This is a genomic window from Qipengyuania thermophila, assembly GCF_004153605.1.
In the GTDB taxonomy this organism is placed as follows: Bacteria; Pseudomonadota; Alphaproteobacteria; order Sphingomonadales; family Sphingomonadaceae; genus Qipengyuania_B; species Qipengyuania_B thermophila.
Map to the genome: position 1 here is coordinate 224,573 of NZ_SDSI01000001.1, position 20,601 is coordinate 245,173.

At 70.8% G+C, this 20,601-nt stretch carries 19 protein-coding genes; 7 read left to right on the plus strand and 12 right to left on the minus strand.

Annotated elements, in window-relative coordinates; translation table 11 throughout:
- Positions 1–15 precede the first annotated feature (15 nt).
- Positions 16–462, plus strand: a complete 447-nt coding sequence (locus ETO60_RS01095) for an ion channel (protein ID WP_130001977.1) — start codon at positions 16–18, stop codon at positions 460–462.
- Positions 463–563: 101 nt separating this feature from the next.
- Positions 564–2,615, plus strand: a complete 2,052-nt coding sequence (locus tag ETO60_RS01100) for a DUF3857 domain-containing transglutaminase family protein (RefSeq protein WP_130001979.1) — start codon at positions 564–566, stop codon at positions 2,613–2,615.
- A gap of 43 nt (positions 2,616–2,658) precedes the next feature.
- Here the strand turns inward: ETO60_RS01100 and ETO60_RS01105 are convergent, their stop codons facing one another.
- Complete coding sequence (locus ETO60_RS01105; RefSeq protein WP_130001981.1) at positions 2,659–3,438, minus strand: hypothetical protein; 780 nt, start codon at positions 3,436–3,438, stop codon at positions 2,659–2,661.
- Positions 3,439–3,537: 99 nt separating this feature from the next.
- Here ETO60_RS01105 and ETO60_RS01110 point away from each other — a divergent pair, with 99 nt between their 5' ends.
- A complete protein-coding gene (locus tag ETO60_RS01110; RefSeq protein ID WP_130001983.1) occupies positions 3,538–4,200 on the plus strand; it encodes an extensin family protein in 663 nt (220 codons plus the stop codon).
- 35 nt (positions 4,201–4,235) lie between these two features.
- Here ETO60_RS01110 and ETO60_RS01115 read toward each other — a convergent pair whose 3' ends face one another.
- The 7 genes from ETO60_RS01115 to ETO60_RS01145 all read right to left on the minus strand — a co-directional run bounded on the left by ETO60_RS01115 (position 4,236) and on the right by ETO60_RS01145 (position 10,459).
- Positions 4,236–4,913 (minus strand): response regulator transcription factor, encoded by a 678-nt coding sequence (locus ETO60_RS01115; RefSeq protein WP_234026253.1) that lies wholly within the window; start codon positions 4,911–4,913, stop codon positions 4,236–4,238.
- Between the two features lie 119 nt (positions 4,914–5,032).
- On the minus strand, positions 5,033–5,791 hold the full coding sequence (locus ETO60_RS01120; protein ID WP_130001988.1) for a proteasome-type protease: 759 nt from the start codon (positions 5,789–5,791) through the stop codon (positions 5,033–5,035).
- The gene (locus ETO60_RS01125) at positions 5,788–6,627 is read right to left on the minus strand and encodes a transglutaminase family protein (protein WP_130001990.1); all 840 of its coding nucleotides are present in this window, start codon (positions 6,625–6,627) and stop codon (positions 5,788–5,790) included. Before ETO60_RS01125 ends, ETO60_RS01120 begins: the two co-directional genes overlap by 4 nt.
- Before the next feature lie 25 nt (positions 6,628–6,652).
- On the minus strand, positions 6,653–7,597 hold the full coding sequence (locus ETO60_RS01130; RefSeq protein WP_130001992.1) for an alpha-E domain-containing protein: 945 nt from the start codon (positions 7,595–7,597) through the stop codon (positions 6,653–6,655).
- A gap of 25 nt (positions 7,598–7,622) precedes the next feature.
- The gene (locus ETO60_RS01135; protein WP_130001994.1) at positions 7,623–9,050 is read right to left on the minus strand and encodes a circularly permuted type 2 ATP-grasp protein; all 1,428 of its coding nucleotides are present in this window, start codon (positions 9,048–9,050) and stop codon (positions 7,623–7,625) included.
- 54 nt (positions 9,051–9,104) lie between these two features.
- Positions 9,105–9,881: an esterase/lipase family protein gene (locus tag ETO60_RS01140; RefSeq protein ID WP_130001996.1), complete on the minus strand. Its 777-nt coding sequence runs from the start codon at positions 9,879–9,881 to the stop codon at positions 9,105–9,107.
- Positions 9,882–9,937: 56 nt separating this feature from the next.
- Positions 9,938–10,459 carry a DUF3617 domain-containing protein gene (locus tag ETO60_RS01145; RefSeq protein ID WP_130001998.1) on the minus strand — a complete coding sequence of 174 codons (522 nt, stop codon included), beginning with the start codon at positions 10,457–10,459 and terminating at the stop codon, positions 9,938–9,940.
- A gap of 99 nt (positions 10,460–10,558) precedes the next feature.
- On the opposite strand from ETO60_RS01145, the gene uvrB reads away from it, so the two are divergent.
- Together uvrB and ETO60_RS01155 are read left to right on the plus strand one after the other, a co-directional pair.
- Entirely contained in the window at positions 10,559–12,751 is a 2,193-nt protein-coding gene (uvrB, locus tag ETO60_RS01150) for an excinuclease ABC subunit UvrB (RefSeq protein ID WP_130002000.1), read from the plus strand.
- A gap of 122 nt (positions 12,752–12,873) precedes the next feature.
- Positions 12,874–13,470, plus strand: a complete 597-nt coding sequence (locus tag ETO60_RS01155; protein ID WP_145963469.1) for a hypothetical protein — start codon at positions 12,874–12,876, stop codon at positions 13,468–13,470.
- Here ETO60_RS01155 and ETO60_RS01160 read toward each other — a convergent pair.
- A complete protein-coding gene (locus tag ETO60_RS01160; protein WP_130002003.1) occupies positions 13,409–15,556 on the minus strand; it encodes a protein-disulfide reductase DsbD family protein in 2,148 nt (715 codons plus the stop codon). The two genes, ETO60_RS01155 and ETO60_RS01160, sit on opposite strands and share 62 nt — an antisense overlap.
- A gap of 55 nt (positions 15,557–15,611) precedes the next feature.
- On the opposite strand from ETO60_RS01160, the gene ETO60_RS01165 reads away from it, so the two are divergent.
- A complete protein-coding gene (locus tag ETO60_RS01165; RefSeq protein WP_130002005.1) occupies positions 15,612–16,826 on the plus strand; it encodes an FAD-dependent monooxygenase in 1,215 nt (404 codons plus the stop codon).
- A 7-nt stretch (positions 16,827–16,833) separates the two neighbouring features.
- On the opposite strand, the gene ETO60_RS01170 is transcribed toward ETO60_RS01165, so the two are convergent.
- From ETO60_RS01170 to hemC, 3 genes are all read right to left on the minus strand, one after another.
- Complete coding sequence (locus ETO60_RS01170; RefSeq protein ID WP_234026254.1) at positions 16,834–17,694, minus strand: MICOS complex subunit MIC60; 861 nt, start codon at positions 17,692–17,694, stop codon at positions 16,834–16,836.
- 114 nt (positions 17,695–17,808) lie between these two features.
- Positions 17,809–18,519, minus strand: a complete 711-nt coding sequence (locus ETO60_RS01175; protein ID WP_130002009.1) for a uroporphyrinogen-III synthase — start codon at positions 18,517–18,519, stop codon at positions 17,809–17,811.
- Positions 18,516–19,484, minus strand: a complete 969-nt coding sequence (gene hemC, locus ETO60_RS01180; protein ID WP_255416975.1) for a hydroxymethylbilane synthase — start codon at positions 19,482–19,484, stop codon at positions 18,516–18,518. The genes ETO60_RS01175 and hemC overlap by 4 nt, the downstream gene beginning before the upstream one ends.
- A gap of 49 nt (positions 19,485–19,533) precedes the next feature.
- Between hemC and tsaD the strand changes: the two genes are divergently transcribed.
- Positions 19,534–20,586, plus strand: a complete 1,053-nt coding sequence (gene tsaD / locus ETO60_RS01185) for a tRNA (adenosine(37)-N6)-threonylcarbamoyltransferase complex transferase subunit TsaD (protein ID WP_130002011.1) — start codon at positions 19,534–19,536, stop codon at positions 20,584–20,586.
- Positions 20,587–20,601 lie beyond the last annotated feature (15 nt).

A 20,601-nucleotide genomic window follows, 5' to 3' on the forward strand; every position in this document is an offset into this window, starting at 1 on the left:
CGGCGGAGCGGCGCGATGAGCGGCAGCGACTGGCTGATGCTGCTGCTCGGGGTGCTGATGCTCGGCCTGTTCGGCGGCGTGCACCTTGCGGGACTGGAGATCATCCGCCGGATGCGGCCGAGCGAACGCCGGCACCCGTGGCTCGCGGCGGTGCTGGTGTTCTGGAGCGTCGGCCTGCTGCACCTCACCGAGATCGCGCTGGCGGCGGTGCTGCTGTTCGCCATCGCCGCCGTCAGCGCCGCGACGGGCGCACTGGCGGCGCCCGATGCGGCCTCGTGGCTCTACTTCGCCGGCATCACCTTTGCGACGCTGGGTTTTGCCCAGGTGGAGCCGGAAGGACCGCTGCGCCTTCTTTACATGATGCTGTCGGTGACAGGGTTCATGCTCATCACCTGGTCGGCGACGTTCCTGCACGACGTCTGGTCGCGGAGCGAACGGGCCGAGGAGACCGGCGGCGGCTGAGTGGCCGCCGGGACCAGCTGCCTGCGCTTGACACGCGCTCATGCAGCGCGCGAAGTGTCTGCCGGACAGGGCTTTGAACGGCCTTGGGCAAAGGGGGACAGATGCAGAAATGGATTGCGGCATGTGCGGCGGGCCTCGCTGCGGGCGCGCTGGCCACTCCGGTGCGGGCCGACAACGACGCCGTTCTGCGCGGACCTGCGCCCGCCTGGGCCATCGCGCCGGCACTGGCCGACGTGCCGGAGGACGCGTCAGGGCTGGTGTTCGTGCGTGCCAGCGTCACGCAGGCGCGGCTCGACGCACGCGGGCAGCAGCATTACCAGAGCATCCGCGTGCGTCTCCTGCACACGTCGGCGTTGCAGATGGGCACGACTGGCTTCGCGTGGAACCCGGCGGCGGGCAGTCCGGTCCTCCATGCCCTCAAGGTGCACCGGGGCAACGAGGTCATCGACCATACGCAAACCGCCGAGTTCGAGATCCTGCGGCGCGAGGATCGGCTGGAGGCGCAGCAGCTCACCGGCATCCTGACGGCGGTGCTGCGCGTGCCGGACCTGCGCGTGGGGGACGAGCTGGAGATGGCCTTCACCCTGCCGGCCAGCGACCCCACGCTGGGCAAGGACGACGCGGGGTTGCTGGCCCTTCTGCCCGAGCCCGCGCCCGGCTTGCACGTGCTTCAGCTGAGCTGGGCGGATGGTCACCGGCCTATTGTCCGCGTGCCTTCGGCCATGACCGCGGCCATGACCTCGGCGCAGCAGGATACCGCAGGCAGCCTCACCTTCACGTTCCGCGATCCGCCGCCCCTCGCCGCGCCCGCCGACGCGCCGGGCCGGTTCGGCTGGGCCCGGATCGTCGAATTCAGCGACTATCGCGACTGGCCGGCGGTGGCGGCCAAGTTCGCCCCTCTCTACGCCAGCGCGGCCCGGCTCGCTCCGGCCTCGCCCCTGCGGGCGGTGGCGGCGCGCATCGCTGCCGAAACGACCGATCCGCTGGCGCGTGCCAACGCCGCGCTCAAACTCGTGCAGGGCGAGATCGGCTACATCAGCGACGGCATGAACGGCGGCAATTACACCCCCGCAGCCGCCGATGCAGTCTGGGAGCGGCGCTTCGGGGACTGCAAGGGCAAGACGGCGGTGCTGCTGGCGCTGCTCGGCGAACTCGGCATCGCGACCGAGCCGGTGCTCGTCAACGCGTCGGGTTTCGACGACGGGCTCGACGAGCGCCTGCCCTCGCCCGGGGTGTTCGATCACGTGCTGGTCAGGGCGACCATCAACGGGGAGCCGCTCTGGCTCGACGGCACCCTGCCGCCCGTTGTTCCGGCCTCGGCGCAGTTCGTGCTGCCGCTGCGCTGGGTGCTGCCGCTCGGCGGTGCGCGGCCGACGCTGGAGCGGCTTGCCTGGGCGCCTCCGGCGAAGCCTGACACGCGCGCGGTGTACAGCATCGACGCGCGGGGCGGCTTCGACAAGCCCGCCCCGGTGGTGCTGACCATGGTCGAGCGCGGCCCCGAGGCGCTGAAGGAGTATGTGCGCTTCTCCGCCCTGACGCCGGCCCGGCTGGAACAGTCGGCGCGCGAAACGCTCGAAAACGACGGCTGGGAACAGGTGGAGCGTGTGACATGGCGCTTCGAGCCGGCCACCGGGGAGAGTGTCTACACCATTGTCGGGACCCAGCAGCTCGAATGGACGGACACGGACGATGGCAGGCGCGAACTTGTCCTGCCGCAAGGGGGTTTCTCGCCGCCGGCGCGACGCCGCCGGCCTGCCGGACAGGATCAGGACGCGCCCTACCTCGTCAAGCCGACGTTCTCGTGCAGCGTCGTAACCCTGCACCTGCCAGCCGACAGCCGCCCGGCGCAGTGGTCGCACGGCTCCTCCTTCAACACCGTCCTCTTCGGTCGCCGCTACGCCCGCGCGTTCGCGCGCGAAGGCGGTGTCGTGCAGATGCTGCGCGCGGACCGGGCGGACGTTGCGGAGATCACGGCCGAGCAGGCACGGCTCGACAACGGCAGGGTGGGGGCCTTCGACAACAGCAAGGCCGTCGTCACCTACAACCCGAAGGGCCGTGGTGGCGGTGCCGCCGGATCGGGCCGGGCGCTTCCCGGCGCCGGACATGACTGGGTCGCCGATCCGTCTCCCTGCGCGGCGGTCGTCGCCGGTTGAGCGTGGCGCTGTCCCGCACACGCCGTTGGCCCGCGCCCGGTGTTCAGCCGTGTGCCAGCCACTCCTCCGCCAGCACCAGCGCTCCGTAGAGCAGCGCCCCGGCGAGGAACGGGAAGAACCGCCCTTCCCGCTCCGCCGGCAGTTCTTCCTTCAGCACGGTCAGGATGATCCCCCCCGCCACAAAGGCGAACATGCCGCCGACGACCGCCGGCTGCAGGTCCACCACCAGGCCCAGACCCCATCCGCCGATCGTGGCGCCGGCCAAGACCCAGCGCCCGCCGCGATCATAAAGATGCGGATGATGGGCGCGGCTGCCGAAATCGGCGGTGGCGAAATGGAGGGCCATGGCCGTGAAGTAGGTCATTGTGCCCGCGGCGGTCATGGTGTCGCGGTTCTCCAGCAGATAGGCGACGATCGCCGCCAGCAGCGCTGAACACCCGATGTGGAGCCAGAACACGCCCGCGCCCGCCTGCCGGTCGGCGTCTGCGTCCGGACCAGCCGCCGGTTGCCGACGCGAAATCAGCATCGCCCGCTCCACCCCGTAGAACAGCACCAGCCCGAGCAGCGTCAGCCCGTACACCGCGCTTCCGGCGAAGGCGGCGCCGAACGGCACCGCGAGCGCCCGCTCGTGCCCGGCAAGCTCGGGCAGCATGTGCATGACCACGTAGGCGACCGCCACCCCGCCGGCGAAGGACAGCCAGCGGCTGCGCGGCTCCGCATGCAGGAAGCGCAGCCGGCCGATGCGCAGATGCACCGCGCAGAATGCCAGTGCCAGCAGCGCAGTGAGCGCCGCCGGTGCCGGTGGAAGAGCGGTCACTGCCATCCGAGCGCTACGAAGATCGGGCGGGATTGTGCCTGAAGCGCCGGCACAAACGAAACGCCCTGTTCATCGCGGGGCCGCCAGCTATGCTTTTGCACCCCCATGCGACCGGCGTTCCTGCTCCTGTACCTGCTGGCCATGAGCCTCCTGCTCGCCGCCTGCGCGCGCGACCGCGCGGCCGTGCCCACGCGGCCGGGAGAAGAGCGGCCGCGCAGCGAGTCCCGCGCGGTGGCGCAGTGCGTCGCCCAGTTGCACGAGGGGCGTGCGCGCTTCAGCACCGTGCCCGACCAGACCTTCGGCAATGGCTGCGCGATCCGGGACGCGGTCTTTTTCACCGCGCTGGGCAGCGACGAGGGCAGCATCGCGCTCGGCAACATCGGGCCGGTGGCCTGCCCGCTGGCGCAGACCTTCGCCGCCTGGGCGCGCTACGGGGTGGACAGGGCCGCGCGGCAGATCCTCGGCAGTCCCGTCGTGCGGATCGAGACCATGGGCAGTTACGCCTGCCGCAATGTGGCGGGCACCGCGCGGCTCTCGGCCCATTCGCAGGCGCGCGCGATCGACATCGCGGGCTTCGTCCTCGCCGACGGACGGCGCATTTCGGTGCTGCGCCACTGGACCGAAGGATCGGAGGCGGAGCGGCAGTTCCTGCGCACCGTCCACGCAAGCGCCTGCCGCCGCTTCGGCACCGTGCTCGGTCCCGACTACAACGCCGCGCATCGCGACCACTTCCATCTCGAGGAGAGCGACGGGCGCTTCTGCCGCTGAGGCGGCCGGACGGAAGCCGCGGGAGGCGCGCCGGTTCAGCCGACGCCCATGACCAGGCCACAGGCTCCCGCTTCCAGCCGCAGGCGGATGGCTTCGGCAGCATGGCGGGCGCCCAGCTTGGTCATCATCTTGGCGCGGTGGATCTCCACCGTCCGCGGGCTGATGGTCAGCTGACGGGCGATGGCCTTGTTCGAGCACCCGCGGGTCAGCCAGTCGAGCACTTCCCGCTCGCGCCGCGACAGGTCGGCCATGCGCCGCGCGGCGGCAACCGCCTGCCGCTGGGCCTCGCCATGGGCGGCCACGTCGGCGCTGATCCGGGCGAGACTGTCGGACAGGCGCGCGGCATCGAGCGGCAGGGGCAGGTAGTCGAGGACGCCCTTCTTCACCGCCGCGACGACACGGTTTGTTTGCGGATCGGCATCAAGGGCGATGACGGGCAGCCAGCAGCCCGCCCGCGTGAGCGCAGCAACAGCCGCGGCGGCAAGTCCTGCGCCACCGCCGCCGTCCGGGTCCGGCGTCTCGGCGCACAGCACGATGCCGTGCTGCGGTTCCCGCTCGGCGAGTTCGGCCGCATCGGCATAGACCTCGCAATGGTGGCCGAGCGCGTATCCGGTCCTCGCGACCGCCGCGCGGACCTGGTGGGAGAGGGCGATGATGTGGAGTGTGTGGTGCTGTTCCATGGCTCCCGTGCTGCCACGGGCGGTCGTCTCCATCACGCACAGGTGCCGCCATTCCGGTGCGACAGCGCAGCCCGCCAGCGCCGCGCGCGCCCGACGACTCTGGATGACACCGCAGTCCGTTTCGGAGCCAACGGCTTGGGCAGGCGCGCCTGTCAGGCGGTCGTAGCCGCCGGGTCGGTGAAGTCGTAGTCGGGCAGCGAATGGAAGGCGCCGCGCAGAGCGTCCGCCCACGCGGTCGACAGCGACTGGAAGTATGCGTCCTCGTATTCGATGCGGCGGCAGTGCCGCGGCTCGTAGCGATCCCGCTCCACCACCATCAGGTCGAGCGGCATGCCGACGGACAGGTTGGCCTTGAGCGTGGAATCGAATGACACCATCAGCAGCTTGGCGGCATCCTCCATGCTCATCGCCGCGTCATAGCCGCGGATGATGATGGGCCGGCCGTACTTGGTTTCGCCGATCTGGAAGAACGGCGTTTCGGCACTTGCTTCGATGAAGTTGCCTTCGGGATAGATCAGGAACAGGCGCGGCTCCATTCCCTTGATCTGCCCGGCGACGATGAGGGAGGCGGTGAAGCGGTTGCGGCCGCCCTCCCCGTTGGCGTCCTGCCGCTCGGCAATCGTGGCGCGCAGCAGCCGTCCGACCTCCGTCGCGACCTGGAACATGGTCGGCGCCTTGAGCAGCACGTTAGTCCGCTCGTCGGGAGATTTGGTGCGTTCCTCCAGCAGGCTGATCACCGCCTGGGTGGTGGCGAGGTTGCCGGCGGTCATGATGGCGACGATCCGTTCGCCCGGCACGCACCAGTGGAACATCTTGCGGAAGACGGAGATGTTGTCGACGCCCGAATTGGTGCGGGTGTCGCTCATCATCACCAGCCCCTTGTCGAGGATCATGCCCACGCAATAGGTCACTGCTGCTGTTCCTTCTGCTGCTGTGCGCGCATGGCGCGTTCCACACGCACCGCCACCTCGGCCTCGTCGGTGACGGCGCCGTAGCTCACGCCAAGAACGGGGGCCGCATCGCGGTAGTCGCCCCCTGTCGCCAGCCGGACGTAGCGGGCATCAGGGCTGATGGCGTTGGCGATGTCGAAGCCGACCCAGCCCAGCCCGTCGATGAACGCCTCGGCCCAGCCGTGCGTGGCCTCCTGGTCCACGCGGTCGGTCATCAGCAGATAGCCGCTGACATAACGGGCCGGGATGGAGAGCGCGCGCGCCACGCCGATGAACACATGCGCCTGGTCCTGGCAGACGCCGGCGCCTCCGGCGCACGCCTCCTCTCCGGTGGTGCGCGTGGTGGTCACTCCCTTGCGCCACACCACCCGCTCGCGGACCAGCGCCGAGAGATCGTGCAGCAGCGCCACCTGATCGCCGGTGTCGCGGCCGCGTGCCGCATCGGCCAGCGCCGTCATCGCCGGGCCGGGGCGCGTCAGCGGGGTCTGGCGGAGGAAGCTCCACAGCGGCATATAGCCCGAGTGCCAGCCGATGACCCCGCTCTCGTCGCGGGTGTCGACCTGCCCCTCGCAGGTGATCACCACCTCGCGCGCGCCTTCGTTGACCGAAACGAGCGTCACCTCGTTGTGGTGGCTGTCCTGGTAGCTCAGCTCCTGCGTCGCGCCGGTGCACATGATCGACCAGCTTGCCACCGCCTGCCCGCCGCTGGCCTTGGGGGTGAGGCGCAGGCGCTGAAGCCCGAACACGACGGGCTGGTCGAAGCGGTAGCGGCTCGTGTGCCGGATGCTCAGGCGCATGGCGTCCCTCCGTGCGGCGCGGTGCTCATGACAGGAAGCGGTAATCGGCGGAAATCGCCTGGGCGATGGCGTTGTTGCGCCCCATGAAGCCGAGCAGGAACTGGTGCAGCCCTTCCTCGAAAATCTCGTCGATGGTGCGTCCGGCAAGAAGGGAGTCCGCCTCGCGCATCAGCGCATCGGCCTTCCCCTCGCGGCCATGGATCTGCGCCAGTGCCGCCAGCTCCGCCTTGAGAGCGCGGTGACAGAACGCCAGACTGCGCGGGAAACGCGCGTCAAGCACGAGAAACTCGACGATGCCCCGCGCGTCGATCTGCCCCGCATGGATGGCGCGGTAGGCCCGGTCGCCGGAGACGGAGCGCAGCACCGTGTCCCACTGCCCGGTGTCGAGGCTCGAGCCGACATAGGACAGGGACGGGAGCAGCAGGTAGTACTTGATGTCGAGGATGCGGGCGACGGCGTCGGCGCGTTCGGTGAAGCTGCCGGCGCGCGCGAAGTGGTAGCTTTCGTCGCGCATCATCGACCCGATCATCGCCCCGTGGGCGAGCACCGCCAGGCGGCGCACGACGCTCACCGCCTCGCCCACCTGGTTCTGTCCCAGCGGCCGGGCCAGCATGCGCGAGACATGGTGCCAGGCGTCGTTCACCACCTCCCACAGCTCGCTGCTGATGGCGTTGCGTGCCAGCCGCGCATTGGTGCGGACCTGACCCAGCATGGCGAGGACCGACTGCGGGTTTTCGGGATCGCGCAGCATGTGGTTCCAGGTCTGGATGCCGGTGTAGCTGCTGTGCCGCGCCTCGTAGCCCTCGCGCTGTCCGGCGGTGGCGATGACCGACCGCCACTCTTCCTCCGCCGCCACCATGTCGCGGGTGAGCGCCATTCTCAGGCCGGCATCGATGAGCCGCGCCGTGTGCTCCGCCCGTTCGAGATAGCGGAACATCCAGAACAGCCCGTTGGCCGTGCGCCCGAGCATCAGCGCGCCTGTTCCCGCGGCCGGATCATTCCTTGAGCACCCACGTGTCCTTGGTGCCGCCGCCCTGGCTCGAATTGACCACCAGCGACCCTTCGGTGAGGGCCACGCGCGTCAGGCCGCCGGGCGTGATGTCGATCGTGTCGGGGGACACCAGCACATAGGGGCGCAGGTCGACATGGCGCGGTGCCAGTCCCCGCTCTACGAACACCGGGCACCGCGACAGGGCGAGGGTCGGCTGGGCGATGTAGTTGTCCGGCCGTGCGACGAGCTTGGCCCGGAACGCCTCCAGCTCCTCCCGGCTGGCGGCGGGACCGATCAGCATCCCGTAGCCGCCGGAGCCGTGGACCTCCTTGACCACCAGCTCGTCGAGCCGGTCCAGCACGTAGGCCAGATCGTCCGCCTCGGCGCAGCGCCAGGTCTGCACATTGGCGAGGATCGGCTTCTCGCCGGTGTAGAACTCGACGATCTGGGGCATGAAGCTGTAGATCGCCTTGTCGTCGGCGATGCCCGTGCCGGGCGCGTTGGCGATGGTCACGCCGCCGGCGCGGTACACGTCGAGGATCCCCGGAATCCCCAGCATGCTGTCCGGCCGGAACGACAGCGGATCGAGATAGTCGTCGTCCACCCGCCGGTAGATGACATCCACCGGCTTGTATCCGGCGGTGGTGCGCATCGCGACCCGGCCGCCGACGACCCTGAGGTCGCTGCCCTCGACGAGCTCGGCGCCCATCTGGTCGGCGAGGAAGGCGTGCTCGAAATAGGCGGCGTTGTAGATCCCCGGTGTCAGCACCGCGACGACGGGGCGCCCCGTGCAGGCCGGCGGCGCGCAGGCGGCAAGGCTCTTGGCCAGCCGCCGCGGGTAGTTGGACACGGTCTCGACCCCGATCCGCATGAACAGTTCGGGAAACATCGCCATCATGGTTTCCCGGTTCTCCAGCATGTAGGAGACGCCGGACGGCGTGCGGGCGTTGTCTTCCAGCACGAAGAAATCGTCTTCGCCCGTGCGCACGAGGTCGATGCCGACGATATGGGTGTACACCCCGCCGGGTGGCCGCTGTCCCACCATCAGCGGCAGCCAGGCCGGATTGTCGAGCAGCAGCCGGCGCGGGAGGCGTCCGGCGCGCACGATTTCCTGCCGGTGGTAGATGTCGTCGAGAAAGGCGTTGAGCGCGCGCACCCGCTGTTCGATCCCGCGGGTCAGGCGGCGCCATTCCGCGGCGGTGAGAATGCGCGGGACGAGATCGAACGGGATCAGCCGCTCCTCCGCCTCCGCCTCGCCATAGACGTTGAAGGTGATCCCCGTGCGGCGGAAGATGGTTTCGGCGTCGCGGTGCTTGCGCTCGAGCGCGGCCGCGTCCTGTTCGGAGAACCACCGGCTGAACTCGCGATAGGCGGGACGCACCGCACCCGACGGGTCGTGCATCTCGTCAAACAGTGCGCGGGAACCCTCCATTCGGCCTTTCGGATCAGGTCGCGCCGGCCGACCTGCCGGGCGAATGCCCGTCTGTCAAACCGGAGGCGGGCTGTCCAGTTCCGACAGGAGGGTGCCGATGGCCTCCGGCATGAAGATGAAGCCCATGTGCGTGCAGCGCAGACGGATCGCGCGGTCGCGCTCCCCGGGGCGCCCGCAGGCGCAGCGCGGGCTGACGATGCCGTCGCGCGCGCTCCACAAGGCCACCGTCTCGACCGGAGGCTTCTGCGCCAGCTGCGTCTCGACCGGAGGCTGGTCAACGCGGTAGCCCGCGATCGCCTGATAGGCGCGCCACGCATTGTTGGCCCGCATGTTGCCCGAAAACGGCGTGCCCATGGTGATGACCTTGGCGACGGCGTCAGGGCGGCGCTTGGCGACCTCGCGGGCGAACAGGCCGCCAAGGCTCCACCCGATCAGCACGAGCGGCTCGCCGTGACAGGCACGCAGCTGCGTCACCCGGCGCTCGACACTGGCCAGCCGCTCGGGCGTGGCGCCCCAGTTCATGCCGAGACCCCAGTGGCTGACCCGGTGCCCTGCGGCCTCGAGCGCCTGCTGAAGATAGCGCATCCGCGCCGGATGGGTGACGAAGCCCGGCAGCAGCATGACCGCACGCGGGTGCCGCGCCGACGTGATCGGCAAGGTGCGGAACCGCCGGCGGACAGGCTCAAGAACCCAGCCCATCTCTCCCAGCAGCAGCCGCCGCGGCGGACCATGCACCTTCTCGGTCAGCGGCTCGCGCGCCAGGGCAATTCGCCGGGCGATCTCGGCCCTGTGCCTGCTGCGAACGACGGGGGAAGAAGCGAAGGTGGTCATGGCGCCATCATGCTCCGGCGCTGCTGTCGCCAAGCCGAACGCGCGCCGTCCCGTTTTCAGCCGGGGCAGTCACCGATGCGCTCGTTCTGCAGCCGCATCGTCATGCTCGCATCCCCCCTTCCGCCAAGCGCTCCCGTCATCGCCAGCGTCATGTCCGATCGCGTCGGCCCGCCCGAGCCGTTCATGGTGATCCGCACGACCCCGGCCTCGCTGCGGCAGGTCAGCGCGGCGCGGAACTGCTCGCCTCGCGCCTCGTAGCTGTCCGTCGTGCAGTTGCCTTCCTGCGAGCGGCGGGCCATTTCGGCGAAGGATTGCTGCGCTTCCTCGGGTGTCAGGCAGTACACATGGGTGCGCGCGCCCATCATCTGCCGCATCATCTCCACGGCGCCGGGTGGCGCATCGGGAAGGCTGGCGTCCACCAACGTCAGCTGCGCCCGGTACTGCCCCGGCAGCGGCCTCGCCTCGGCCTGCCCTTGCAACGCTGCTTCTGACCCGGCCGATCGTCCCTCCGGCGCGGGATCGGCGGAGCCGCACGCCGTCAGCAGGAGCGCAACGATTGCGGCGGCGGGGGTTTTCATGACGCGGCTCCCTGATATGCCGACGGCAGTGTACCACCGCCCGTCCACGCCGCCAAACGCGCGTTGCGCGGCCGGGAGGCGGTGCCCATATGGCGGCGCATGGAACTCGTGATCCGCCGCGGGCTGGCAGAGCCTGTCACCGCCGACGATTTCGTCCCCCACCGGCCCGTTCGTCCCGAGAAGTCGCTGCCCGGCAAGCGGTTCACGCTGGTGTCCGATTACACCCCCGCCGGCGATCAGCCGCGCGCCATCGCCGAACTGGTCGAGTCCGCCCGCGCCGGAGAGAAGACGCAGGTGCTGCTTGGCGTCACCGGCTCGGGCAAGACATTCACCATGGCCAGTGTCATCGAGCAGCTGCAACGCCCGGCGCTGATCCTGGCCCCCAACAAGATCCTCGCCGCGCAGCTCTATGGCGAGTTCAAGAGCTTCTTCCCCGACAACGCGGTGGAGTACTTCGTCTCCTACTACGACTACTATCAGCCCGAAGCCTACGTGCCGCGCTCCGACACCTACATCGAGAAGGAGTCGAGCGTGAACGAGGCGATCGACCGGATGCGCCATTCGGCCACCCGCGCCCTGCTTGAACGCGACGACGTGATCATCGTGGCGTCGGTGTCCTGCCTCTACGGCATCGGTTCGGTCGAGACGTATTCGGCGATGATCTTCGACCTCAAGACCGGCACGTCGCAGGATCAGCGCGAGATCATCCGCAAGCTCGTCGCCCTGCAGTACAAGCGCAACGACGCCGCCTTTCAGCGCGGCAATTTTCGTGTCCGCGGCGACAGCCTCGAACTGCATCCCAGCCATCTGGAGGACACGGCCTGGCGGATCAGCTTTTTCGGCGACGAGATCGAGGAGATTGCGGAATTCGATCCCCTCACCGGCAGGAAGGGCGCGGTGCTGCCGTCGGTGCGGGTCTACGCCAATTCGCACTACGTCACCCCCGGCCCGACGATGAAGCAGGCCATGCAGGCAATCCGCTTCGAGCTGGAGGAGCGGCTGAAGGAGCTGCACGCCGAAGGCCGCCTGCTGGAGGCGCAGCGGCTGGAGCAGCGAACCAATTTCGATCTCGAGATGATCGCCGCCACGGGTTCGTGCAACGGGATCGAGAACTACTCCCGCTTCCTCACCGGCCGCCTGCCGGGTGAGCCGCCGCCGACGCTGTTCGAGTACCTGCCCGAAAACGCCTTGCTGTTCGTGGACGAGAGCCACCAGACCGTGCCGCAGATCGGCGCGATGGCGCGGGGCGACCACCGGCGCAAGATCACGCTGGCGGAATACGGCTTCCGCCTGCCGTCCTGCATCGACAACCGGCCCTTGCGCTTCAACGAGTGGGACGCGATGCGGCCGCAGACCGTCGCCGTGTCCGCCACTCCCGGCCAGTGGGAGCTGGACCAGGCCGGCGGCGTCTTCGCGGAGCAGGTGATCCGTCCGACGGGCCTCATCGACCCCCCGGTCGAGGTGCGCCCGGTCGAGGATCAGGTGCAGGATTGCATTGCCGAGTGCAAGGCGACCGCCAGACTGGGCTACCGCACGCTGGTCACCACGCTCACCAAGCGCATGGCCGAGGACCTGACCGAGTTCATGCACGAAGCGGGCGTGAAGGTGCGCTACATGCATTCCGACGTCGAGACGCTGGAGCGCATCGAGCTGATCCGCGACCTGCGCCTCGGCGTGTATGACGTGCTCGTCGGCATCAACCTGCTGCGCGAGGGGCTGGACATTCCCGAATGCGGCCTCGTCTGCATCCTTGACGCGGACAAGGAAGGGTTCCTGCGTTCCGAAACCTCGCTGATCCAGACCATCGGCCGCGCGGCGCGCAATGTGGACGGACGGGTGATCCTCTACGCCGACCGCATCACCGGGTCCATGGAACGGGCAATGGCGGAGACCGAACGCCGGCGCGAGAAGCAGCGCGCCTTCAACGCCGAGCATGGAATCACGCCCCAGACCATCAAGCGGGACATTCACGACATCGTGGCGCACACCGCATCGCAGGACGGCGTGGTGATCGACACCGGCGACGCGGAACGCAACAATCTCGTCGGGCACAACCTGCGCGCCTACATCGAGGATCTGGAGAAGCGGATGCGCAAGGCCGCCGCCGATCTCGAGTTCGAGGAAGCCGGCCGACTGCGCGACGAGATCAGGCGGCTGGAGAACGACGAGCTGGGTCTGCCGGACACGGACAAGCGCGCGCCGGTGGTCGGCCGGAGCAACGAGGGCAAGCCAGGCACGCGCAAGACGCGCTTCGGCAAGACGCGTTACAAGCGGATGGGCGGTCGCCCCTGAACGCCAGAGGGAGAGCGCCGGCCGGCCGGTCCCGGCCGCGGCCGCGGCCGCGGGGTTGCGCCCCTGCCGCAGGCCGGGCTAGATGCCGCGCCATGACGTGCCCGGTCAGCAGGATCAAAGGCTTGCCCGTTCCGCATCGCGCCGGCGCGGCAGGCATTGCGGCCATGGCCACCCTGCTGCTCGTCTCGTGCGATGCGGGTGTCGCTGCTGTTCCGCCGGGTGCAGGAGCGGACGAACCGCCGCACGAAGGGGTGCCGCCGGCGCTTGCTTCCCCCGACGTGACGGGTGCGCGCTGGGCGACCGATGCCAGCCCGCACCGGATCGTGTACGGCAAGGAGGGGGAGGCGCCGCTGATCGCGCTCGAATGCGTGCAGAACGGACCGCAGCCACAGCTTCTCCTGACCCGCCTCGCTCCTGCACCCGCAGGCGGCAAGGCCATCTTCGCCGTGGATGGCAACGGCTATATCGGCCGCTGGCACGCCGATGCCGCAGAGGTGAACGGTGAGCGGGTGTGGCAGAGCACCATCGATCTGTCCGAATACAAACTTCCGGCGCTCACCGGGCCGCGCTTCATCGAAGCCACAGTGTCCGGCGCAGGAACGGTGGTGATCCACCAGAACGAACTGCCGCGCCAGCTGGTGGAGACCTGTCGCGGCTTCACCGTGCCGTCGGCGACGGGCCCGACGCAGCCGCCCGGGCGCTCAGCATCGCCGGGGTGAGCACCTGCGGCAACTGCTCGGGCGCGCGCGCGCCGGGGGCATACCACAGATAGAGCGGCACGCCGGCCGCCCCTTGATCCGAAAGGAAGCGGGTGATCGCCGGATCGCGCCGTGTCCAGTCGCCGCGAAGGGCGACGACGCCGGCTTTGGCAAAGGCAGTGCCGGTGTCCTCGCGTTCGATGGCGGCGGCCTCGTTGACCTTGCAGGTGATGCACCAGTCGGCGGTGAACCAGACGAACACCGGCCGGCCCTGCGCGCGGGCTTGCGCCAGGGCGGCTTCGCTGAAAGGTTGCGTGCCCGGCAGCGCAGAGGCGGCAGCTGCGCTCTGCCCCGGTGATGGCGCGGGCAGCAGCGCCACCGCGAGAACAGCGCCGGCAAGCGCGGCCACACCCGCCAACCCGGGCCGTCCGGAAGCGCGGCGCTGCTCCCGTCCCGCCAGCCCGAGCAACGCCAGCAACACCGCGCCGCCGGCGAGCACGAGCGCGAGATATCCGTGCCCGCCAAGCCGCCACAGCAGCCAGGCGAGCGCCATCGCCGTCAGCCCCATCGGGACGGCCATGAGACGGCGAAACCGCTCCAGCCAGGGGCCGGGACGCGGCAAGCGGCGCCGGAGCCCCGGAACAAGCGCGAGCAGCAGGAACGGCAGCGCCAGCCCAAGTCCGAGCGCGGCGAACAGCGCCAGCGCCCACGGAGCCGGCAGCAGCAGCGCCGCACCCAGCGCCGTCGCCATGAACGGTCCGGTGCACGGCGTCGCGACGAATGCCGCCAGCAGACCGGTGGCGAAGGCCCCGGCCGGTTTTCCGCCCGCGCGCAGCGGCAGGCCGGGCAGTTCGAACAGCCCGAGGAAATTTGCGGTGAGGGCCAGCGCCAGCAGGAAGAGCGCCAGCACCACGGCCGGTTCCTGAAGCTGGAAGGCCCAGCCCACCTGCTCCCCGCCGGCGCGCAGCAGCAGCACCGCCGCGCCGAGACCGAGACAGGCCAGCACCGCGCCGGCGGTGTAGGCAAGGCCATCGCGGCGCGGCGCACCCTCGTCCGCGCCCGCGCGCGCCAGCGACAGCGCCTTCAGGCTGAGGATCGGAAACACGCACGGCATGACGTTGAGCAGCAACCCGCCGAGCAGCGCTCCGCCCATCAGGAGCACGAGCGCACCCATAGGCCGCTGCGCCGCGATCGGAGGCAGACCGTCCGGCACGGGACCGGGCGCGGCGGTGAAGCGAACGCCATCGGGAGCGCCTTGCGCAAAGGCCAGAATGCCCTCGATCGCCTCCGGCGGCGCGGCAGCCGCACCGGGCAAGAGCGGCAGTTCGGCAACCAGTTGATCTCCCGCCCGGGTGAAGCGCTGCGCGCCGGCCGCTGCGACCACTCCCTCGGTGCGCACGAACAGATGCGGATCGGAGAGTGACTGCGCCGCAGGAAGCGGGATCAGAACCCGCACCCTGTCTCCCGCGAGCGTGAAGCGCCCCGGCGCGGCAAGGTCCGGCGCCAGCGCCGCTCGCCATCGTTCGAACCGTTCATCACGCCCGTTCTGCGGCCAGCGTCCGGTGACGACGGCTGTCTCGGGCACGCAGATCTGATCGGTGCAGGCAAGATAGTCGAGGCGGACGCGCACCTGACCGCCCGCTGCATCGGCGCCGGGCATCAGCGGCACGATCACCACATGCTCGCCCTTGTAGACGTGGTTCATCAGGTCGCCGATGCGGAGCGTGTACGGCACCGGGTAGAGCGGCTCGCCCGCGGCCCATCCGCGCGGCAGCTGCCACTCGGCCTGCATCCCCAGACCCGCATCACCGGGATTGGCCCAGTAGCCGTGCCATTCCCGCGAACGCGGCACGAACCGCAGCGCGGCCGTGACCGGCTCACCCGCGCGCGGCGCGTGTTCGAGCAGCAGTTCCACGGCGATGTTGCGCCCCGGCTGATCACCCGGCCAGACCTGCGCCGCGGGGGTCTGCGCGGCAAGAGGCCGTTCGCCGTCCGCGCCGCCCCAGAAGACCAGCAACGCCAGCAGGACGAGCGCCGCCTGCGCCGCCACCCGCGTCAGGACCGTCACCCGCGTCCGCGTCTGGCCGATCGTGCTTGCCTCGCCCATTCCGGGCCATCTAGAGACGGGGCGGTGAACACTCAATGAGAACAGGCCCCATCCGATGACCGACCACCGCGACCTGCTGATCCTGGGAGGCGGGCTGGTGGGGATGACGCTGGCCCTTGCCGCCGCCCGCCGCGGCATCTCCGCCCACGTCGTCGACCGTGCCGACGCGTCGGCCTTGACGGCGCCGGGTTTCGACGGACGCGCCTCGGCCATTTCGACCGCAAGCTGGAACCTGTTCACGAACATCGGCCTTGCGGACGCACTCGAACCGTTCGGCTGTCCGATCGCGGCGATCGCCGTCACTGACCAGCTGCGCCCCGGCCGGATCGACTTCCGCCCCGAACCCCACGAGGGCACCCTTGGACGCATGTTCGAGAACCGCCGCCTGCGGCTCGCCCTGTTCGAAGCGGCGCGCGGCGAACCGCTCATCGCCTGGCACAGCCGGGCCGATGTCCGGCGCCGCCACCGCACGGCGCACGGCGTGGCGGTGGAACTCGCGGGCGGCGAGCGGCTCGATGCGGCCTTGATGGTGGCGGCGGAAGGGCGCGCCTCGCCCACCCGGGACGAGGCTGGCATCGCCATGGCACGCTGGGACTACCGGCACCGCGCCATCATCGCCGGGCTGCACCATGCGCGCCCGCATGAGGGCGTCGCGTGGGAGATCTTCTATCCGCAAGGCCCCTTTGCGCTGCTGCCCCTGCGCGACACCGATGACGGTGCATATCGCAGCGCGCTGGTCTGGACAGTGGCCGAACGCCAGGCAGGCGCCATACTGAAACTTGCCGATCGCGCCTTTCGTGCCGAAGTCGAGAAACGCATGGGCGGCCTGCTGGGGCGGGTCGAGGCGGTGGAGCCGCGCTCGTCCTGGAAGCTTGGATTCCACCACGCGGCACGGCTCACGGATCAGCGCCTGGCGCTCGTCGGCGACGCCGGTCACGGGATCCACCCCATCGCGGGCCAGGGTCTGAACCTTGGACTGCGTGACGTCGGCGCGCTGGTCGAGGTTCTGGAGGACGGGCTGCGGCTGGGCCTTGAACCGGGCGATGCACAGCTGTTGCGCCGCTATGACAGATGGCGCCGGCTGGACGTGTTCTCCGTCGCCCTCGCCACCGACACGCTCACCCGGTTGTTCGGCGTGCCGGGACGCCTGCCCTCGGCGGTGCGGCGCCTCGGAATGGCCGGGGTGGAGCGGATGCCCGCGCTCAAGACCTGGTTCATGGACGAGGCCCGCGGCGTGTCGGGGCGCCTGCCACGACTGCTGCAGGACTGAACCGGCCTCAGGGCGCGCCGGCGGCGCCTTCGCGGTCCAGTGGGCTCGCCTGCTCCACGAGTGCTCCCTCGCCGTCGCGCAGGCGACGCGGCTCAAGCACCGCGGCCGTCTCGATGAGGTCGAGCGCCTGCTGCATCGCCGCGTAGCGCGAGGCGTCGGCGATCCATGCTTCGCCGTTCCGCGCACCGGGCAGCATCCGCACCTCGGCGATCGCCGCCGGCACCCGGCCGCTTTCCAGAAACAGGCGGGCCCGTTCGAGCCGCCGCTCGGGTTGCAGCCCGGGCGTCGTGTCGCGGCGGATGACGAACAGGGAGGCCATCTCCTCGCGCAGCGCTTGCCATGACAGCTCGCGCGGGCGGGTGGAGAGCGAGCCGCGCAGCCCGTCGAGACGCGTGAGCAGCTGGTCCAGCGTGACCGGAGCACGGGCGCCGTTCACCACTGTTGAGACGGCATTGGGCACCGCTTCGCCGAAGCGCAGCTGAAGCTGGTGTTCAAGGTAGCCGAGCGGGGTGCCCCGCTCCACCGCCCGCCGCGCGGCGAAAGCAATCAGCAATCCTTCCGCGCGCGCGACGTTCCCGGCAGCCGCCTGGCTGCGCAGGTCGATCTGCGCCAGCCGCTGTTCGGCGGCGATGAGGCGCTGTTCCAGCCCGCCCTGCTGCGCGGCGACGGCGGCCACGTCGGCTCCGACCTGCGCAGCGGCGAGTTCGGCGGTGCCACCGGCGCTCGCAGACACGAGCGGAGCCGGCACCGCCGGCCTCTCGACGACCTGAACCGGCAAGCGCCGCGGATCGAGCCAGCCCTGGCTCCACGCCATCAGCGCCGCCGCCAGCGCTCCGGCCACAAACGCGAGCAGCGCCGCCAGCAGCACGGCACGCCGCCGGCCGCCGCCGGCCGCGCGGCGAACCTCTGCGGCGTGCGCGGGCGTGGTTCGTGCGATGTTCGCCGTGTCCGTGATCGTGTCTTCCCGCCAAGCGTGCGGCTGTCAGGCCGCGGCACCCCCGCCCGCTTCCTGCCACAAGCGGGCGGTCGCTGCCAAGAGCGCAGCATCGTTGGGCGCCGCGGCGACCGCATGCGCACGCCAGCCGGGACCGGCCGCCGCCAGCACCCGCGGCGCCAGCGCGGCAAGCGCCACCTTCGCGCGGGGGAGCGCAAGACGCTCGCACTCCGCCGCCCAGTGCGCCGCCGCCGCCGCCGAATGCAGCAGCACGACGCCTCCGCCGGCCCGCAGTCGCGCCGCCCGGCCGGCGGAGAGCGGCTTCGGCCGCATGGTGTAGACCACGCGCAGGTCCACCGTGCAGCCGGGCGGAGGGACCACCTGCACATGCGCGTGCCCCGCCAGCCGCAGCAGGCGTCCCGGCCGCAGTGAGCCGAGAAGCGACTGGAGATCGCCGCGACCGGTCGACACCACGGTGAGGCCCGCATCTGTCGCCGCCTGCGCGGTCGCCCTGCCGACCGCGTGGACCGGCAGGTGCCGGAAAAGGGTCAGGGCCTCACCGGCACAGCGAACCGCGGCCCCGCTCCCCAGCAGGAGGGCATCATAGTCCGCCGGATCGGGCGGCTGCCACGGCAATGCGTGTGCCTCGAACAATGCTTCCCCCTCCATCGGCAGGGCGGCACGCCGGGCGGCCGCCAGCGTCCGTGACAGACCCGGCTGCGGGCGGATGGCGAGCAGCAGCGGCGGCGCCGGCGTCATGGCCCGCCGAACACGGCTCTCACGGCGGGGGGTGCGCGGCGGAGGAGATCGTCGGCCTGAGCGGCGATCCAGTCGTCCCGACCCGCCGGTCCCTCGGCGGTGCCGTCCACCCGGTCCGCGCCGTCCGGGCTGAACAGCGCCACGGTGAGGCGCAGCGTGCGGGGTTCCGCCATCCGGCAGACCAGCGCCACCGGGCTGCGGCACGAGCCGTCAAGCCGGGCAAGCAGCGCCCGCTCGGCCTCGATCTCGGCCCGGGTCGAGGCGTCATCGATTGCCGCCAGCGCCCGGCGCAGCGCCTCGTCGCCTGCGCGGCACTCGATCCCGATTGCACCCTGCGCCGGCGCGGGGAGGAACTCGGTCTCGTCGAGCAGCGTCCCCACGCCGGTCTCGTCCAGCCGCTCCAGCCCGGCCCGCGCGAGCAGGGTGGCGTCCGCCTCGCCGGCAGCGAGCTTGGCGAGGCGCGTGGCCACGTTGCCGCGGAACAGCACGATGGCAAGATCGGGGCGCAAGTGCAGGAGCTGCGCCGCGCGCCGCGGCGCGCTCGTGCCTACCCTCGCCCCGGCCGGCAGTGCGGCGATGCTGCGGGCGCCGACCAGCACGTCGCGCCGGTCGGCTCGTGGCAGCAGCGCGCCGACCGTCAGTCCGGCGGGCCGGACGGTCTCGACATCCTTCATCGAATGCACCGCCGCGTCGATCCGTCCGTCGAGCAGGCAAGCATCGAGTTCACGCGTCCAGAGCGCCTTGCCGCCGATCTCGGCGAGCGGGCGGTCCTGGATCCGGTCGCCGGCCGCGGTGACGGGAACCAGCTCCACCGCATCGCGCGGCCAGCCATGGGCCGCGCACAGCCGCGCCCGGGCCTCCTCCGCCTGCGCCATGGCCAGCGGCGAGCGGCGGGTGCCGAGGCGCAGGGGCAGAGCGGGCGGAGCAATGTCGGTCATGAGCAGCAGGACGGCGGGACAGCGCATCCCGGGCCGGCTGCTTGCCCTAGCGGGGCATTGCGGTAAGGGAAAGGGCATGGACGTGGTGCTGGGCATTGAATCGAGCTGCGACGAAACGGCGGCGGCCCTGGTGCGCGCCGACGGCACCGTGCTGGCGCAGGCGATCGCCAGCCAGGATGACCGCCATGCGCCGTTCGGCGGCGTCGTGCCGGAGATCGCCGCCCGCGCCCATGTGGAACGGCTCGCACCGATGATCGACCGGGTGCTGGACGAGGCGGGCATGACGCTGTCCGGCTGCGCCGCCGTTGCCGCCACGGCGGGACCGGGCCTGATCGGCGGGGTGATGGTGGGGCTGGTCACGGCCAAGGCGCTGGCGATGGCGAGCGACCGGCCGCTCCTGGCGATCAACCATCTCGAGGGTCATGCCCTCTCCCCGCGCCTTGCCGATCCGCGGCTCGGCTTCCCGTATCTCCTGCTGCTGGTTTCGGGCGGCCACTGCCAGATCCTGCTGGTGGAGGACGTCGGCCGCTACCGCCGTCTCGCGACCACCATCGACGATGCCTTGGGCGAAGCCTTCGACAAGACCGCCAAGGTGCTCGGCCTCGGTTTCCCCGGAGGACCGGCGCTGGAGCGGCTGGCCCTCGCCGGCTCCCCGCAGGCGGTGCCGCTGCCGCGCCCGCTGCTGGGCAGCCCCGAGCCGCACTTCTCCTTCGCCGGTCTCAAGAGCGCGGTGGTGCGCGCTCATGACAGCGGCGCCCATGCGGCGGCCGACATTGCCGCCAGTTTCCAGCAGGCGGCCATCGACTGTCTGCTCGATCGCCTTGAACTGGCCGTGGGCCGTCTCGATCAGGCGCCGCCTGCGCTGGTCGTCGCAGGCGGCGTGGCCGCGAATGCGGCGGTGCGGGCGGCGCTGCTCCGCTTTGCCCACGCGCACGGACTTGCCTTCGGCGCGCCGCCTCCGGCGCTGTGCACCGACAACGCCGCCATGATCGCGTGGGCCGGGCTGGAGCGGCTTGCAGCCGGCGGAGCAGCGGCGCGAGCGGGGGACGCGCTTGACGTGGCGGCGCGGCCACGCTGGCCGCTCGATCCGGGCGCCGAGGCCGTGCGCGGCGCCGGAGTGAAGGCTTGAGCGGCGCGGTCAGCG